This is a genomic window from Dermacoccus nishinomiyaensis (assembly GCF_900447535.1).
Lineage (GTDB): Bacteria > Actinomycetota > Actinomycetes > Actinomycetales > Dermatophilaceae > Dermacoccus > Dermacoccus nishinomiyaensis.
On record NZ_UFXX01000001.1, the window covers coordinates 1,185,446 to 1,200,619 of the forward strand.

Here is a 15,174-nt window from a genome sequence, read left to right on the forward strand (position 1 = left end):
TCAGACACTTTTTCTCGACTGAACGCACCCCGGCCGGAACGTCACGGCAGTACGAACATCACTGCCCGTACCGAGGATGCACTCTCAGACACTTTTCCTCGACTGAACGCACCCCGCCGGAACGTCACGGCAGTACGAACATCACTGCCCGTACCGGCGGTGCACTTTCAGTCGGTGGTAATCCCCATCGAACGCGCCGTACCCGCAATGATCCGCGACGCCATGTCGAGATCGTTCGCGTTGAGGTCCTGCATCTTCTGCTGCGCGATCTCACGAACCTGATCCGCCGACAGGTGCGCGACCTTCGTCTTGTGCGGCTCGCCGGAACCCTTCTGGACGCCCGCAGCCTTCTTGATGAGCTCAGCAGCCGGCGGCGTCTTCGTGATGAACGTGAACGAACGGTCCTCGTAGACCGTGATCTCGACCGGGATGACGTTGCCGCGCTGGGACTCCGTCGCAGCGTTGTACGCCTTGACGAACTCCATGATGTTCACACCGTGCTGACCCAGCGCCGGACCGACCGGCGGAGCCGGCGTCGCCGCACCGGCCTGGATCTGCAGCTTGATGAAACCGGAAACCTTCTTCTTCGGAGGCATGAAGCCACCTCTTTCCTGTCATGGGCCGACGCCGTGGGCGATGACCCGGTTGCATCCTCACCACCCGGACAGGCGATGAGAGGTTGATGACGACCGCCGCGACGAAACGCGCGGCAGGTCGAAGGATCAGATCTTCGCGACCTGGTTGAAGCCCAGTTCGACCGGCGTCTCGCGACCGAAGATCGACACGAGCACCTTGATCTTCTGCGTGTCCGCGTTGATCTCGGAGATCGTCGCGGGCAACGTCTCGAACGGGCCTTCCATGACGGTGACGGACTCGCCGACGGTGAAGTCGACATCCGCGGACGCCGACGACGCGGAGCCACTCGACGCGGCCGCACCCTCAGCCGAAGCCTCCGGCTCCTCGAACGTCGGGTTCAGCATCGTGACGACCTCGTCGATCGACAACGGGTACGGCTGGTGCGCGTTGCCGACGAAGCCCGTGACACCCGGGGTGTGACGCACTGCGCCCCACGACTCGTCCGTCAGATCCATGCGCACGAGCACGTAACCCGGGATGCGCACGCGCGTACCCGACTTCTTCTGCCCGTTCTTGATCTCGGTGTAGTCCTCCATCGGAACCTCGATCTGGAAGATGTAATCCTCCATGTTGAGGCTCGTGATGCGCTGCTCGAGGTTCGTCTTCACACGCTTCTCGTAGCCCGCGTAGGAGTGGATGACGTACCAGTCACCGAACTGCGACTTGAGCTCCGCGATGAACGCCTCGCGAGGGTCGACCGCGTCAGCCTGCTCGGCCGGGGCGACCTCGGCGTCGACGACGGCCTCCTGCTCCACCTCGCGCTCGGCGTCGTCGGCGTGGGCCTCGGCGGCGCTCGGCAGTTCGCCGACCTCGCCCTGCTCGGGCGCCAGGTCAGCGTCAGGCGTGCGCACAGCGCCCGCCGCGAATTCGGCCTCTTCCGCCGCAGCCGGCGAAAGCTGCTCGGGGTTCTGCTCGGTCATCGACCTGCTTCCTTCACATGTGGGGACGTACGTCGCGTGCTCTCACACGAACGCCGCCCGCGCGGCCCCCGCGGGGGCGCTCAGGCGGCGAATCTTCGAGATGGGCCCGGGACTCAGTTCGAACCGAAGACCCAGGAGACCGCACGCGTGAACAGCCAGTCTAGACCGTTGACGTACGCCATGATGACGGCGAGGAAGACCAGGACCGCGATCGTGTACGTCGTCAACTCGTCACGCGTCGGATAAACGACCTTGCGCATCTCGCCGATGACCTGCCGGATGAACAACAGGATGCGGCCGAAGAAACCGCGGCGCTCAGATTCACCCGCGACGGAAGCCCCCGTCACGACATCGGAATCTGCCACGGCCCCGCCCTCTCGGATCAATACGCTGTGCAGGGCACGAGGGACTTGAACCCCCAACCCCCGGTTTTGGAGACCGGTGCTCTGCCAATTGAGCTAGTGCCCTTCGCGAGCGAACCCGCGCGACGCGGCGGTTGAGTGCCGTGTCGACCCCCAACTGTACGGGACGACGACGCTCGAACGGAAATCTTGCCCTCCCCCGTGCGTGATGCGCGGCAGCCGTCGCGCGAGGGCGGTGACAGGATGAGCGGGTGACGAGTCGCGACACCTCCCCCAGCCGCTCCCGGCAAGACCTCGACGCCCTGCCGAAGGCGCACCTGCACCTGCACTTCACCGGCTCGATGGCGTTCGACACCCTGCTCGACATGAGCGTGACGCACGGCGTCCGGCTGCCGGACAGCCTGAGGCGCAGCTGGCCTCCTCAGCTCGCATCGGCCCGCGACGAGCGGGGTTGGTTCCGCTTCCAACGCCTCTACGACGCCGCCCGCGCCTGCGTGCGTAGCGAGGATGACATGCGCCGCATCGTCGACGAGGCCGCCGCGAGCGATGCGCGTGAGGGCTCACGATGGTTGGAGATCCAGGTCGACCCCACGTCCTACGCACCGTTCGTCGGCGGCATCACACCCGCCTTGGAGATCGTGCTCGACGAAGCTGCGCGGGCCGGTGAGCGTCACGGCATCGGGGTGGGCGTCGTAGTCGCGGCGTCACGGCTACGGCATCCCCTCGACGCGCGGACGTTGGCCCGGCTCGCGGCGAAGAACGCCGGCGGTGTCGTCGGCTTCGGATTGAGCAACGACGAACGCCGCGGCGACACCTCCGCGTTCGCGCCGGCGTTCCGCATCGCGCGCAACGCGGGCCTCGCCTCACTGCCCCACGGGGGCGAACTGCTCGGCGCCGACGCCGTGAGCGAGACGCTCGACGCGCTGCACCCCACGCGGCTCGGGCACGGGGTGCGTTCCGCGGAATCGCCTGAGGTGTTGGCGCGCGTCGTCGATGCCGGCGTCGGGCTCGAGGTGTGCCCCGGCAGCAATGTGGCACTCGGCGTGTACGAGAGCGCCCCGGAGGTGCCCCTGCGTCCCTTGTTCGACGCAGGCGCGCGGATGGCGCTCGGCGCCGACGACCCGCTGCTGTTCGGCTCACGCCTCACGGATCAGTACCGCACCGCGCGCGACGTCCACGGATTCAGCGACGCCGAACTCGCCCAGCTCGCGCGCGACAGTTTCACGATCTCGAACGCGCCGGCGGACGTCGTCGCGGCCGCGGACGCCGACATCGACGCCTGGCTCGCCGCACCGCCTGCTTGAGCGCTCAGCCGGCCTCCCAGATTGCTGCGTCGCGCTCGAGCATCGAGTGCGCGGACGCCGGAGGTGGGCGGAGCGGGTCAGGCGATCGGTTCGAGCCCGACCCACACGGGCTCGGGCACGAGACGCACGCCGAACGCGGCCTCGACGCCGTCGACGATCTCGGTGGCGAGGGCCACGACGTCCGATGCGCTGGCATCGCCACGGTTCGTCAGAGCGAGCGTGTGCTTGGTCGACAACGCCGCCGGGCCGGGCATGTTGTACCCCTTGCCGAAGCCGGCCTTGTCGATGAGCCAGGCCGCCGACGTCTTGAGCAACCCCGGGTGCGCCGCGCCGGCGGGGAACTCGGGCGGTGTGGGTCCGTCGGCGCCGAGGCGCTCGGCCGCTCGCTCGCGGATGCGCGCCATGACGCGTTCGGAGACGATCGGGTTGGTGAAGAACGAACCGCACGACCAGGTGTCATGATCGGCCTCGACGACGACCATCCCGCGCTTGGAACGCTGGGCGAGGACGGCCTCGCGGGCGTCGGCGAGCGGAACGCGATCGCCCTGCTCGACGCCGAGCCCCGCGGCGAGATCCGCGTACGCGATGGGCTGGCTGCGATCGGCCTTGCGCAGCTGGAACGACACGTCGAGCACGACGTAGCGACCGCTCGCGTCGCCGTCACGGAAGGGGGTGTTCTTGAAGATGCTGTGACGGTAGGTGAAGTCGCAGTCGGCGTTGGCGAACGTCTTGATCTGCTGGGTGACACGGTCGTACGTCCGTACGCTCGCGACGGTCTGCGCGACCTCCTGGCCGTACGCGCCGACGTTCTGCACGGGCGTCGCGCCGACGAGCCCCGGGATACCCGACAACGCCTCGATGCCGGACCAGTCGTGGCTGCAAGCGTACGCGACGAACTCGTCCCACACCATGCCGGCACTGACACGAACCGTCACGCCCCCGCAGTCGGAGTCGTGCTCGACCTCGAGGGTGTCGTTCGCGATCTTGACGACCGTGCCGGGAAAACCCTCGTCCGCGATGAGCAGGTTCGAACCGCCCGAGAGCACGAGCAGCGGCTCCTCGGCGTCATCGACCTCGCGCACGACGTCGACGATCTCGTCGATCGTCTCCGCGACCACGAGACGTCGAGCAGGGCCACCGACATGCATCGTCGTCAGGCTCGCGAGCGGGACGTCGAACTGCTCCTGCATGAAGACCTCGATCAGAGTTGGATGACTGCTCTCGTTCGACTCAAGACCTTAGTGCCTGCCACCGACACCGCCGCGTCCAGCGTCACCCTGCCCGCGTCGTCGTCGCGCGAGAACAGCGAGACGACGATGTCGACGCGTGCATCGCCGCCGGCAGGCACGACGACGGGCGCGGCGAAGCGGGTGCCGAAGGAGACGATCAAGTGCCCCTGCGCCAGCTCCTCGATGCGTGAGGCGACCAGCCCCATCGTCAGCATGCCGTGGGCGATGACGTCGGGCAGGCCGACGCTCTTGGCGAACGCCTCGTCCTGGTGGATCGGGTTCTGATCGCCGCTGGCGTCGGCGTAGGCGACGAGATCGGCGCGTCGAAGCGTTTCGCTCGTCTCGAGCAACGTGTCGCCCGCGCTCGCGGACGTGAGGTCGACGCTGCGGTGTTCGTGCTCGCTCATGCGTGTGCCTCCTCTGCCCTGATGACGACGACGCTCGTCGTGTCAGCTCGATGCGACCCATCAGCGGTCGTGACGGCGGTGGCGAGCGTGACCATGTCGTGTCCGCCGGCCGAGCGAACGCGCGCGACGGTCGTCTCGGCGATGAGCGCCTCTCCCGCGACGATCGGCGCGTGATGCGTGAACGTCTCCTCACCATGGACGAGGCGCGAGAAGTCGACGCCGGCCTCCTCATCGCGCATGAAGAGCGCCTCCGCCTGCTGGGCGAGCGTGACGGCGAACGTCGTCGGCGCGACGATGTCCGTGTGGCCCGCGGCGCGGGCGGCGTCGACGTCGAGGCAACGGTCGTCGCTCGTGCGGACGGCGCGGGCGAACGTCACGATCTCATCGCGCGTGACGACGTGCGCCTGCGGCATGCGGTAGGTGCGGCCCTCGACCGCCGGGTTCACTGGCATGTCTCGACGCTAGAGGTGCCTCGGCGTTACTCGGAAGTCGGAGAGGCGCGAGGTCGAGGCGCGCACAGGTTCGAAGACGGCAGCACGACGGACGTCAGACGCATGTGACCGAAAATCGCAGATGGGGACGAAAATCGCGAAGGTGGACAGGATTCGCCGATGGGGCGGGAATCGCAGATGGGGCGGGGTTGCGAAACGGCCGTCACCCTCGAGGGGTGACGGCCGTGACGTGTGGTTCAGACGAGATCAGCGGGTCTCGCGGTGAGCCGTGTGCTTCGTGCAGCGCTTGCAGTACTTCGCCAGCTCGAGACGGTCGGGGTTGTTCCGACGGTTCTTCTTGGTGACGTAGTTGCGCTCCTTGCACTCGGTGCAAGCCATCGTGATCTTCGGGCGAACGTCAGCGCTCTTCGAGGCCATGTCCTACACCTACTCTCAAAAAAGTCGAAAACTGTCGTGAGACAGACTGTCGGGAAAAACTTGGTAGCGGGAGCGGGACTCGATCCCGCGACCTCACGATTATGAGTCGTGCGCTCTAACCAGCTGAGCTACCCCGCCATGCCATGGTCGCCGTCTCCGGCGCTCACGCGAGCCCCCAAACGGAATCGAACCGTTGACCTTCTCCTTACCATGGAGACGCTCTGCCGACTGAGCTATAGGGGCCTCACGCCACTACCGCCGAGGCTGTTTCAGCTGCTCAGCGCGTTTCAGGCGCGAGGAACACCTTACACGGCGCCCGAACGAACACGAAATCGACGAGACCACGGCGCCGGACGCGGTGCCGCCGCGGATCGCCCCACGAAGTCGGGGTCGGGTCGTCGCCACCGTCCCGGCGCCGAGACGTGCCACGCACGAGACGCGGGATCCCGACGGCACGTCATACCGTCGGGATCCCGCGTCTCAGGGGGTGTGCCTCACAGCGGACGGATCGTGCCCCGAGCGTGCTCCGTGCCCTTCTTGGCGTTGCGCAGCGCGAGGTCGAACGACCCCGGCCTGCCCGCGGACTGCGCGATGAAACGCGCCGTCGACGGGATGAGCACCGGCTTCTTGAACGCAACGTTCACCTCGTAGGCGTCGGGCAACCGGTTCTCGAGCGCGCCGAGCATGCGGGCCTTGCTCCACATGCCGTGCACGATCGTCGTCGGGAAGCCGAGCGCCTTCGCGGCGAGCGGGTTCATGTGGATCGGGTTGACGTCGCCCGACACCTTCGCGTATCGGCGTCCGAGGTCGCCGGCGAGGCGCCACGTTGCACCGAAACCGTCGATGGCGTCCGGCTCGTCGACCTTCGGCGGCACCTCTCCGTCGACCTTCGCGCCGCGAAAGAGGTACGACGAGCGGTCCTCCCACACGAGTTCGCCGTCGACGTACGCCTCACCGACGAGGTCGGCCTGCGCACCACGGAAGTGCGGGCGCAGGTTCTCGACCCGCGCGCGCAGCTCCAGCGTCTCGCCCAACAGCACCGGACGGTGCTGACGGATCGTGTTCTCGAGGTGCACCGAACCCATGAGGGCGAACGGGAAACCCGGATCCGACATGAGCGCGACCTGCAGCGGGAAGACGAGCACGTGCAGGTACGTGCTCGGCACCCGGTTGCTCAGCGCGAACCCGCAGACCGCGTCGTAGTCGGCGACGTCCGCGACGTTCGGCGTCACGTCGCGTCGCACGACCTCGAGGTCGGGCAGCGTCCGCCCCTTGCGCTTCGACCCGGTGACGACGGCCTTCGCGAACATGGGGCCGAGCTTCGGCTCGCCCTTCAGCTCGATCGTGCGCGTCACGTCAGGCTCCGATCTGGCTCTGCCCGCACACGCGCAGCACCTGGCCGGTGACGCCCGCCGAGCCCGGCTCGGCGAAGAACGCGATGGCCTCGCCGACGTCGATCGGGTTGCCGCCCTGCATCATCGAGTTGAGGCGGCGGCCCACCTCGCGCGTCGCCATGGGAATCTTGGACGTCATGTCGGTCTCGATGAAGCCGGGCGCGACGGCGTTGACGGTGATGTCGCGCTCGGCCAGCTTCTCCGAGAGCTCACGCACCATGCCGATGACGCCGGCCTTCGACGCCGCGTAGTTCGCCTGACCGCGGTTGCCGCCGATACCGGAGGTCGAGGCGACCGACACGATGCGTCCGCCGTCCTTGAGACCACCCTTCGTCGCCGGGTCGAGCAGCACCTCGTTGATGCGGAACTGCGCGCCGAGGTTGACGTCGACGACCGAGTTCCAGCGCGCCTCGTCGGTGTTGACGAACAGCTTGTCGCGCGTGATGCCCGCGTTGTGGACGATGACGTCGAGCTTGTCGGCGTGACGGGCGACGGCTTCGGCGATCTTCGTGCCCGCGTCGGGTGAGGTGATGTCGAGCCCGAGCGAGGTGCCGCCGATCTCGTTGGCGACCTTGCTCAGCGCGTCCCCGGCGGCCGGGATGTCGACGGCGATGACGTGCGCACCGGCGCGCGCGAACACGCGCGCGATCTGCGCGCCGATGCCGCGCGCCGCACCCGTGATGACGGCGACCTGGCCTGCGAACGGCTGGTGCCAGTCGGCGACCTCGGTGACGGCGTGCTTGCGGATGCGGATCGGCTGACCCGACACATACGCCGAGCGGCTCGAGCCGAAGAAGCGCAGCGGCGCCTCGAGCACGGCCGCGTCGCCCTGGGCGTCGGGGTCGATCCAGAACAGGTTCGCCGAGCCGCCGGCGCGCAGTTCCTTGCCGATCGAGCGCGTGATGCCCTCGAACGCCTGTGCCGTCGCGGCGGCTTCGACGTCGTCGAGCGCGGACGGCGTCGTCGCCATGACGATGACGCGCGCCGACCTGCCGAGCGCCTTGACCGCCGGGATGGCGATCTCGCGGAACGTCTCGAGGTCGGTCAGCTTCGTCGCCGCGGTGACGTCGATGACGAACGCGCCGAGCTTGTCGGAGTACGTCGCCTCTGCGGTGGCGTCGACCACGTCGGCGCCGGAGCCGCGCAGGATCGCCGCGGCCGTCGAACCGACGACGCCGGAACCGACCGTGCCGACGGCGGCGGGGCCGTCGAGCAGGTCCTGACCGACCTCGTAACGGCGCAGGACGGGCGGCTGCGGCAGCCCGATCTGCTTGGCGAGCTTCTTGCCGAAACCGTTGTTGACGAAGTTCGAGTAACCGTCAGCCATCACACTGCCTCCAGAATCGCGACGACGCCCTGGCCACCAGCGGCGCACACGGAGATGAGGCCGCGGCCGGAGCCCTTCTCGTGCAGCTGCTTGGCGAGCTGCGCGATGATGCGGCCACCGGTGGCCGCGAACGGGTGGCCCGCGGCGAGCGAGCTTCCGTTGACGTTGAGCTTGCTGCGGTCGATCGAGCCGAGCGGCGCGTCGAGACCGAGCTTGTCCTTGCAGAACTCGGGGCTCTCCCAGGCCTTGAGCGTGGCGAGCACCGTCGAGGCGAACGCCTCGTGGATCTCGTAGAAGTCGAAGTCCTGCAGGCTCAGACCGTTGCGCGCGAGCAGGCGCGGCACCGCGTACGCGGGGGCCATGAGCAGGCCCTCCTTGCCGTCGACGTAGTCGACCGCGGCGGCCTCGCCGTCGACGAAACGGGCGAGCAGCGGCAGATTGCGCTCCTTCGCCCACGCCTCGCTGCCGAACAGCACGGCCGAGGCGCCATCCGTCAGCGGCGTCGAGTTGCCGGCGGTCATCGTCAGGCCCTCGCCCTTGCCGAAGACCGGCTTGAGCTTCGCGAGCTTCTCGGCCGTGCTGTCGGGACGCAGGTTGTTGTCCTTGGCGAGGCCGAGGAACGGCGTGATGAGGTCGTCGAAGAAGCCACGTTCGTAGGCGGCGGCCATCTTCTGGTGCGACGCGGCGGCGAGCTCGTCCTGGGCCTCACGCGTGATGCCCCACTCCTTGGCCGTGATGGCCATGTGGTCGCCCATCGCGAGGCCGGTGCGCGGCTCCGAGTTGCGGGGCTGCTCGGGCGCGAGCTGGTTCGGGCGGATCGAGGCGAACGCCTTGAGGCGATCCGGCGTCGTCTTCGCGTAGTTCGCCTTCATGAGCGTCTTGCGCAGACCCTCGTTCAGTGCGAGCGGCGCGTCGGACGTCGTGTCCGTGCCACCGGCGATCGCCGAGTCGATCTGGCCGAGCTTGATCTTGTTCGTCACGAGGATCGCAGCCTCGAGACCCGTCGCGCAGGCCTGCTGGATGTCGTAGGCCGGCGTCGTCGGCGCGAGGTGGCTGCCGAGGACGGATTCGCGCGTGAGGTTGAAGTCGCGCGAGTGCTTGATGACGGCACCGGCGACGACCTCACCGAGGCGCTCACCCGAGAGGGAGAAGCGCGAGACGAGGCCGTCGAGGGCCGCCGTCAGCATGTCCTGGTTGGAGGCCTTGAGGTAGGCGCCGCCCGAGCGGGCGAACGGGATGCGGTTGCCGCCGATGACGTAGGCGTCACGGATCGTGGTCATGAATCGCTCCGGTTGAGTCGTGGTGGGTCGTGCGCGAGTCGATGACGAGGCCGCGCGGACGTGAGCACTCGTCAAAACTTACCGATACGGACAGTAGCAGGTACGGCGCGTACGCGATACCGTGTCAGGCATGTCCACCACCACCCAAGCAACGAGCGCCCAACCCGACGGACGCGACGCGCGCTGGGCCGCGCATCGCGTCGCCCGCCGTCGCGAGCTCGTCGACGCCGCCCTGCGCGCCATCCGCCGTCACGGCGCCGGAGTGGGGATGGACGAGATCGCGGCCGAGGCCGGCACGAGCAAGACCGTCATCTACCGCCACCTCGGCGACCGGCTGGGGCTCTACCTCGCCGTGTGCGAATCGGTCGACGCGCTCATCCTCGCCGAGATCGACGCGGCCGCGAGCGCCACGTCGGATGGTGACGGCGACGCCCGCGCCACCGGTTCGTCCGCGCGACGCACGCCGCCCGGGCCCGCGATGCTCGGCGCCGTCATCGACTCCTACCTGCGCCTCGTCGAACGCGATCCCGAGGTGTACCGGTTCGTCGTGAGGCGCCCGGACGTGACGCTGCCGGAGGGTCCTGGCGATCCCGTCACCGGCCTTTCGGGACGGATCGCCGACAACCTCTTCGACCTCCTGCTGGCCTTCGGCCCCGACACCGAGGAAGCTCGCGGGAGAGCGCGAGCGTTCGCGTGGGGCGTCGTCGGCCTCGTCAAGGAATCGGCCGACCGGTGGCTGGAGAGCCCCGGCGGATTGAGTCGCGCGCAACTCGCCGCCCACCTCGCCGCGCTCGCCCACGGCGGCCTCGCCGGGGCGCTGGCGCGAGACGCGCCAGGGCCGGCCGATGCGCACATCGCTACTGCTGGCCCCGGCGGCGTCGACCAACCCGACCGCCCCGCCGACACCGGACGCGACGAGCGAAGCATCCACGACGACACTGCCCGATCCGACGAAACACCGACGTTCGACCCGGCCGGATGACACGATCCGTTCCGAGGCAGCTCTCACCCGCAGGCCGCACCGCGGCGCCCGCGGCCGACAAGGAGGACGACATGAGCACGACTCCCGAGACCACGACCGAGAACACTTCGCCCGCGCCCGCGACGAACGACGTCGTCGAGCAGATGCGCATCGCGCTCGACGGGCCGTGGCGCGACCTGCGCGAGCGGATCCGCGGCGAGCTGCCGTGGGAGGCCATCAGTGGCACGCCCGGCGAGTCGATCGAGGCTCAGCGTGAGCGAGTGACGCGTCAGGTGCTCGCGCTCGCCGACAAGGGGTACGGCTCGATCGGTTTCCCGACGCAGTACGGCGGCACGCTCGACTACGGCGCGTCCTGCGTCGCGTTCGAGATGGAGGCCTACGGCGACCTGTCGCTGCTCATCAAGAACGGCGTCCAGTTCGGTCTGTTCGGCGGCGCCGTCTCGCGCCTCGGTACCGACAAGCACCTCGCCGCGTACGTGCCCGACATCATGAGCGGCAAGCTCATGGGCTGCTTCGCGATGACGGAGGTCGGCCACGGCTCGAACGTCGCCGCCGTCGAGACGACCGCGACGTACGACGTAGAGACCGACGAGATCGTCGTGCACTCCCCCACCGTTTCCGCGACGAAGACGTACATCGGGAACGCCGCCAAGGACGGACGCGCGGCCGCCGTGTTCGCGCAGCTCGTCGTCCCGAGCGTCGGTGACGTCGCCGACGGCGAGGAGGAGACCCCGAGCAAGGGCGTCCACGTCGTCGTCGTGCCGATCCGCGACGAGGACGGCAACCCGATGCCGGGCGTCACGATCAGCGACAACGGCGTCAAGGGCGGGCTGCCCGGCGTCGACAACGGCACGATCGCATTCGACCACGTCCGTGTGCCCCGCGAGAACCTGCTCGACAAGTTCGGTGGCATCGACGAGACCGGCACCTACGTCTCGGAGATCGACAACATCAACCGGCGCTTCTTCACGATGCTCGGCACGCTCGTGCGCGGCCGCGTGTGCGTCGGCGGCGGCGCGGGTGCGGCGGCGCAGAAGGCGCTCGCCATCGCCGTCCGCTACGGCGACCAGCGGCGTCAGTTCTCCGCTCCCGGCACGCCCGACGAACTCGTCGTCCTCGACTACCTCGCGCATCAGCGGAAGCTGCTGCCGCGCCTCGCGAAGTCGTTCGCGCTGCGCTTCACGCAGAACGCCATGACGGCACGCCTGCAGGAACTGGAGGACGCAGCGACGTCGTCGGAGAAGGAGACGCCCGGCGCCGACCACGAGGACGCTCAGCGTGAACTCGAGGCGTGGGTCGCCGGCATGAAGGCGCAGACGACATGGCATGCGCTCGACACGATCCAGGCGTGCCGCGAGGCGTGCGGCGGCGCCGGGTACATGGCGGCCAACGGGCTGACGCAGATGCGCGCCGACGTCGACGTGTTCGCGACGTTCGAGGGCGACAACACCGTCCTCATGCAGCTTGTCGCGAAGGGGCTGCTGACGGAGTACAAGGACCAGTGGGGCGATCTCGACATCGCGGGAACGATCGCGAAGGTCACCGCGCAGACCGTCGAGGGACTCGTCGAGAACACGCTGAAGCGTGCCGGCCTGCAGCGCCTCATCGACGGCGCGACGCCGCGCAACGACGAGACGGCGCTCGACTCACGCGGCTGGCAGGAGTCGATGTTCTCCGAGCGCGCGTCGCACCTGCTCGAGACGGCCGCGATGCGGCTGCGCAAGGCGGGCAAGAGCGACGGGTTCGCCGTGTTCAACGCGGCCCAGGATCACATCCTCGCCGCGGCGAAGGCCGACATCGACCTGCGGATCTTCGAAGCGTTCAAGGAAGGCCTCGAGGCCATGCCCGAGGGCGAGGCGCGCGAGCTCATGGCGAAGGTGTTCGACCTCTACGCACTGGCGTCGATAGAGGAGGACAAGGGCTGGTTCATCGAGCACGGCCGCATCACGGCGTCACGTTCGAAGGCCGTCACGACGCGCATCAACGAGCTGTGCGCCGAGCTGCGTCCCCACGCCGTCGACCTGACGAAGGCGTTCGGCATCCCCGAGTCGTGGCTCGAGAACGACCTCATCGACCTCGGGCAAGACCGCGCGGGTGTGACGGCCTGACGACGGGTTCGACGCCTCGCGGGTTACAGGGCGCTTCGGCGGCCGACGCATCGCGGCGCGAATGCTGACGGGCGCCTCACCTGGCTGGTGAGGCGCCCGTCAGGCGTTCTGTCCGCGCGTCTGGTGATGTGCCTGGCCGCACGCGGGGGCGTCCCGGGGCTCAGCGCACCGGTTCGCTGGAGGCGACGAGCTGTTCGAACGTCATCGCCTCCTGCCCGGTGAGCAGTCGCACGTCGTTGCTGACGACGTCGAGCTCCCCCGCGGCGATCGCCGTGTAGGTGCTCACCCATGCGTCCATCTCGAACGGCTGCGGGTCGTACTTCTGCCGTGACGCGCGCGCCTGCTCGATCGTCTCGGGTTCGTAGCGGAAGTCGCGGTCGCGACCCGCGCTGAGGATGGCGGCGATCTCGTCCAGCGTCAGGGCCTGCGGGCCGGTGAGATCGTACGTGCGGCCCGCGTGCTCGCCCGGTGCGAGGAGCACCGCGTGCGCGGCACGGGCGACGTCCGCTCGGGCGACGGGCGCGACGCGTCCGTCACCCGCCGGGCCGCGGAGGACGCCGTCCTCGTCGGCGAAGTGCTCGAAGACGTCGGCGTAGAAGCTGTCTCGCAGGAACGTCCACGCCATGCCGGAGGCCTTGATGTGCTCCTCCGTCGCGAAGTGGTCGCGCCCGAGCGTGAACGTCGAATCGGGCGCCGCATTGAGGAACGAGGTGTAGACGATGTGCTGCACGCCCGCCTTCGCGGCCTGGTCGACGAAGTTGCGGTGCTCCTCGACGCGCGTCGGGCTCTCGGCCGCCGACACCATGAACAGGGTGCCGACGCCCTCGAGCGCGGCGGCGGCGTCGGGGGCTCCGTACTCGGCGACGGCGACCTCGCTCTCACCGTCGACGTCACCGAGATGTGGCAGGCGCGAGACGTCGCGCAGGAGAAAGCGAACCGGGCGTCCCGGTGCCGAGACGAGGCGCGCGACGGCGCCGCCGACGGCACCCGTCACACCGGTGACACCGATGCGGGGAAGAGTGGTGGAATCTGCGCGAAAGGCCATGTGCCCATCATGCCCGTCTATCGTGTCGCGCATGAGAACGATTCAGCACATCGCGGTGGCGGAGGAGTGGCGGGACGCGCTCGAGAGCGGCGAGTACGTGTGGTCGACGATCGGCATGACGATCGAGCAGGTCGGCTACCTGCACGCGAGTTTCCCCGAGCAGGTGCGGCCGACGCTCGAGCGGTTCTACTCGGACATCGACGTGCTGCTGGTGCTGCTGACGTTGGACGCGGACGCCATCGTCGCGGCGGGGCTCGAGGTTCGCGTCGAACCCGCGGTGCCGGGCGGGGACGACAGCGAGAAGTTTCCGCACGTCTACGGTGGCGCCCTGCCGACGTCATGCGTGAGCAACGTCGAGCCGATCGAGCAGCCGCCGGCTGCGTGAGCGCCGCACCCGGTCGACGCACGGCCCGGACATGGCAAGAGCCCCGCAGACGAATCTGCGGGGCTCTCGGTGCACCTGTGGTGCCAGGTGAAGGATTCGAACCTTCGTAGCTTTCGCGACGGATTTACAGTCCGCTCCCATTGGCCGCTCGGGCAACCTGGCGCGCGTGCTCGGAAACCATAGCAAGAGCGCGCGCGGTTGAGCGAATCGGCGGGGCACGCGCGGGTGCGCGAGGTGACGGCGGCGTGGCGGCATCGCCGTCAAGGCATGACGCTGGCTGGGACGTCGGCTCGACCGCGGGCGGGACGGTGGCGCGACGGCGCGGGATCGGCGTCACGGCATAATGAGGCGCAGGAAGCGCCCGCGTTCAACGAAGGAGAAACCGTGGCAGACAGCTCGTTCGACATCGTCAGCAAGATCGACAAGCAGGAGGTCGCCAACGCGGTCAACCAGGCCGCGAAGGAGATCGGCTCGCGCTTCGACTTCAAGAACGTCGGCGCGTCCGTCGAACTCTCCGGCGAGTCGATCGTCATGAAGGCCAACTCCGAGGAGCGCACGCTCGCCGTCCTCGACGTGCTGCAGACCAAGCTGGTCAAGCGTGGCGTCTCGCTCAAGACACTCGACTACGGCGACGACGACCCGACGCCGAAGCTGTCGGGCAAAGAATACCGCCTCGAGGCGAAACTCAAGGAGGGCATCTCGAGCGAGAACGCGAAGAAGATCAGCAAGATCATCCGCGATGAGGGCCCCAAGAGCGTCAAGGCCCGCATCGAGGGTGACGAACTGCGCGTCACGAGCAAGAGCCGCGACGACCTGCAGGAGGTGCAGGCCCTGCTCAAGGGCTCCGACCTCGACGTCGCACTACAGTTCACGAACTACCGCTGATCGGCGTTCCTCACCGATCAGGTGGACGAGGCCCCGCACCG

The 15,174-nt window shown here is 68.5% G+C and carries 16 protein-coding genes and 4 tRNA genes; 5 read left to right on the forward strand and 15 right to left on the reverse strand.

Annotated elements, in window-relative coordinates:
• Window positions 1-167 precede the first annotated feature (167 nt).
• The 4 genes from rplK to DYE07_RS05625 form a co-directional block, all read right to left on the reverse strand.
• On the reverse strand, window positions 168-596 hold the full coding sequence (gene rplK / locus DYE07_RS05610; RefSeq protein WP_006946271.1) for a 50S ribosomal protein L11: 429 nt from the start codon (window positions 594-596) through the stop codon (window positions 168-170).
• Between the two features lie 126 nt (window positions 597-722).
• Complete coding sequence (gene nusG, locus DYE07_RS05615; RefSeq protein ID WP_006946230.1) at window positions 723-1,556, reverse strand: transcription termination/antitermination protein NusG; 834 nt, start codon at window positions 1,554-1,556, stop codon at window positions 723-725.
• A 113-nt stretch (window positions 1,557-1,669) separates the two neighbouring features.
• Window positions 1,670-1,921 carry a preprotein translocase subunit SecE gene (gene secE / locus DYE07_RS05620; protein ID WP_006946054.1) on the reverse strand — a complete coding sequence of 84 codons (252 nt, stop codon included), beginning with the start codon at window positions 1,919-1,921 and terminating at the stop codon, window positions 1,670-1,672.
• A gap of 30 nt (window positions 1,922-1,951) precedes the next feature.
• Window positions 1,952-2,024, reverse strand: a tRNA-Trp gene (locus DYE07_RS05625).
• 145 nt (window positions 2,025-2,169) lie between these two features.
• Here DYE07_RS05625 and DYE07_RS05630 point away from each other — a divergent pair.
• Complete coding sequence (locus DYE07_RS05630; RefSeq protein ID WP_115296519.1) at window positions 2,170-3,222, forward strand: adenosine deaminase; 1,053 nt, start codon at window positions 2,170-2,172, stop codon at window positions 3,220-3,222.
• A 77-nt stretch (window positions 3,223-3,299) separates the two neighbouring features.
• Here DYE07_RS05630 and DYE07_RS05635 read toward each other — a convergent pair whose 3' ends face one another.
• From DYE07_RS05635 to DYE07_RS05675, 9 genes are all read right to left on the reverse strand, one after another.
• Window positions 3,300-4,412 (reverse strand): UDP-N-acetylmuramate dehydrogenase, encoded by a 1,113-nt coding sequence (locus DYE07_RS05635; RefSeq protein WP_006946263.1) that lies wholly within the window; start codon window positions 4,410-4,412, stop codon window positions 3,300-3,302.
• 11 nt (window positions 4,413-4,423) lie between these two features.
• Window positions 4,424-4,858, reverse strand: a complete 435-nt coding sequence (locus tag DYE07_RS05640; protein ID WP_006946241.1) for a MaoC/PaaZ C-terminal domain-containing protein — start codon at window positions 4,856-4,858, stop codon at window positions 4,424-4,426.
• Window positions 4,855-5,310, reverse strand: a complete 456-nt coding sequence (locus DYE07_RS05645; protein ID WP_074040615.1) for an FAS1-like dehydratase domain-containing protein — start codon at window positions 5,308-5,310, stop codon at window positions 4,855-4,857. Before DYE07_RS05645 ends, DYE07_RS05640 begins: the two co-directional genes overlap by 4 nt.
• 246 nt (window positions 5,311-5,556) lie before the next feature.
• Window positions 5,557-5,727 (reverse strand): 50S ribosomal protein L33, encoded by a 171-nt coding sequence (gene rpmG / locus DYE07_RS05650; protein WP_006946127.1) that lies wholly within the window; start codon window positions 5,725-5,727, stop codon window positions 5,557-5,559.
• 61 nt (window positions 5,728-5,788) lie between these two features.
• Window positions 5,789-5,865 (reverse strand) — tRNA-Met (locus DYE07_RS05655).
• A gap of 32 nt (window positions 5,866-5,897) precedes the next feature.
• Window positions 5,898-5,970 (reverse strand) — tRNA-Thr (locus DYE07_RS05660).
• 251 nt (window positions 5,971-6,221) lie between these two features.
• A complete protein-coding gene (locus DYE07_RS05665; RefSeq protein ID WP_202775048.1) occupies window positions 6,222-7,082 on the reverse strand; it encodes a MaoC/PaaZ C-terminal domain-containing protein in 861 nt (286 codons plus the stop codon).
• A 1-nt stretch (window position 7,083) separates the two neighbouring features.
• Window positions 7,084-8,448, reverse strand: coding sequence for a 3-oxoacyl-ACP reductase (locus DYE07_RS05670; protein ID WP_172462952.1), 1,365 nt, complete (start codon window positions 8,446-8,448; stop codon window positions 7,084-7,086).
• Window positions 8,448-9,728 (reverse strand): acetyl-CoA C-acetyltransferase, encoded by a 1,281-nt coding sequence (locus DYE07_RS05675; protein ID WP_062258594.1) that lies wholly within the window; start codon window positions 9,726-9,728, stop codon window positions 8,448-8,450. Before DYE07_RS05675 ends, DYE07_RS05670 begins: the two co-directional genes overlap by 1 nt.
• Window positions 9,729-9,858: 130 nt before the next feature.
• Here DYE07_RS05675 and DYE07_RS05680 point away from each other — a divergent pair, with 130 nt between their 5' ends.
• Both DYE07_RS05680 and DYE07_RS05685 read left to right on the forward strand, forming a co-directional pair.
• Window positions 9,859-10,710 carry a TetR/AcrR family transcriptional regulator gene (locus tag DYE07_RS05680; protein WP_115296521.1) on the forward strand — a complete coding sequence of 284 codons (852 nt, stop codon included), beginning with the start codon at window positions 9,859-9,861 and terminating at the stop codon, window positions 10,708-10,710.
• A gap of 71 nt (window positions 10,711-10,781) precedes the next feature.
• Complete coding sequence (locus DYE07_RS05685; protein ID WP_115297087.1) at window positions 10,782-12,818, forward strand: acyl-CoA dehydrogenase family protein; 2,037 nt, start codon at window positions 10,782-10,784, stop codon at window positions 12,816-12,818.
• Between the two features lie 160 nt (window positions 12,819-12,978).
• On the opposite strand, the gene DYE07_RS05690 is transcribed toward DYE07_RS05685, so the two are convergent.
• Window positions 12,979-13,863: an SDR family oxidoreductase gene (locus DYE07_RS05690; RefSeq protein ID WP_115296522.1), complete on the reverse strand. Its 885-nt coding sequence runs from the start codon at window positions 13,861-13,863 to the stop codon at window positions 12,979-12,981.
• Between the two features lie 31 nt (window positions 13,864-13,894).
• On the opposite strand from DYE07_RS05690, the gene DYE07_RS05695 reads away from it, so the two are divergent.
• Complete coding sequence (locus DYE07_RS05695; protein ID WP_172462953.1) at window positions 13,895-14,248, forward strand: DUF952 domain-containing protein; 354 nt, start codon at window positions 13,895-13,897, stop codon at window positions 14,246-14,248.
• A gap of 78 nt (window positions 14,249-14,326) precedes the next feature.
• On the opposite strand, the gene DYE07_RS05700 is transcribed toward DYE07_RS05695, so the two are convergent.
• A tRNA-Tyr gene (locus tag DYE07_RS05700) sits at window positions 14,327-14,410 on the reverse strand.
• Window positions 14,411-14,632: 222 nt separating this feature from the next.
• On the opposite strand from DYE07_RS05700, the gene DYE07_RS05705 reads away from it, so the two are divergent.
• Window positions 14,633-15,133 (forward strand): YajQ family cyclic di-GMP-binding protein, encoded by a 501-nt coding sequence (locus tag DYE07_RS05705; RefSeq protein ID WP_115296524.1) that lies wholly within the window; start codon window positions 14,633-14,635, stop codon window positions 15,131-15,133.
• The last annotated feature ends 41 nt before the right edge of the window (window positions 15,134-15,174 follow it).